The 1180-nt window shown below is 62.4% G+C and carries 1 protein-coding gene; it reads right to left on the bottom strand.

What is annotated here, in order from left to right; all coding sequences use genetic code 11:
- A partial coding sequence (locus tag EOA22_RS34400; RefSeq protein ID WP_206521498.1) for a hydantoinase B/oxoprolinase family protein occupies positions 1-1180 on the bottom strand: 1180 nt, incomplete at both ends.

Here is a 1180-nt window from a genome sequence, read left to right as displayed (position 1 = left end):
GGTGATCGGTGAGCAGCGTTTCCAGCTCCTTCTCGCGGAAGCGGCCACGGTCGACGATGCGGAAATTGTCGAACAGCACGCCTTCCTCGTCGACCGTGGTGGCGAGCGGCGTCATCGAGCCGGGTGCCGTGCCGCCGATATCGGCGTGATGGCCGCGCGAGGCGGCCCAGAACAGGATTCTTTCCTTGGCATCATCGAAGACCGGCGTCACGACAGTGATGTCCGGCAGATGCGTGCCGCCATTGTAGGGTGCGTTGAGGGCAAAGACGTCGCCGGGGTGGATGTCGCCGGAATTCAGCCGGATGATGGTTTCGACCGAGCGGTCCATCGAGCCGAGATGCACCGGCATGTGCGGCGCATTGGCGACCAGCGCGCCGGTCCGGTCGAAGACGGCGCAGGAAAAATCCAGCCGTTCCTTGATGTTGACGGAATAGGCGGTGTTCTGCAGCGTGACGCCCATCTGCTCGGCGATCGACATGAAGAGGTTGTTGAAGACCTCCAGCATGACCGGATCGGCCTCGGTGCCGAGCGCTGCCTGCCGGCGCTTTTTCTCGACGCGGTGCAGGAGCACGTGGTTCCTGGCGGTGATTTCGGCCAGCCAGCCCGGCTCGATGACGATTGTCTGGTTCGGCTCGATAATCAAGGCAGGTCCCGCAACCCTGTTTCCCGGCTTCAGCGCCTCGCGGCGGAAGATGGGTGAAGTGCGCCACTCTCCCTCGGTGAAGATTTCGCGGGTCTGTGAAGGGCTTACGGCAAGGTCTTCGGTTCGCGATTCAGTTTCGTCGCGCCCAGTGCCGCCGGTGTCGGTGCCTTCGACGCCGACGGTCTCGACGATCATCGGCTTGTCGTCATAGACGAAACCGAACTGCGCCTTGTGGGCGATTTCAAAATCGCGCCTGGCCTGGAAAATCGAATCCGCCTCGAAATTCACCGGCAGTGTCGTGTCGGTGCCGTCGTAGCGAATGTGCAGCACCGGCTTCGTGGCGACCGTATCCTCGCCGATGCCTTGCGCCGCGAGTTCTGCGACAACGGCTTTCCTCAAGATGGCAATGAGGGTGCCGATCTCCGTTCTGGACTCTTCGGCAAGCGGTTTCAGCAGCGCCTGCTGGCGCGAGGCAAAGACCGAGGACAGGCCGATGCCATAGGCCGACAGAAGACCTGAGAAGGGATGGATCAGCAC

Origin of the sequence: Mesorhizobium sp. M7A.F.Ca.US.014.04.1.1 (assembly GCF_003998745.1) — a bacterium.
GTDB lineage: Bacteria > Pseudomonadota > Alphaproteobacteria > Rhizobiales > Rhizobiaceae > Mesorhizobium > Mesorhizobium ciceri.
The sequence above is the reverse complement of the archived record's forward strand: the minus strand, read 5'-3'. Positions and strand labels throughout refer to the sequence as shown.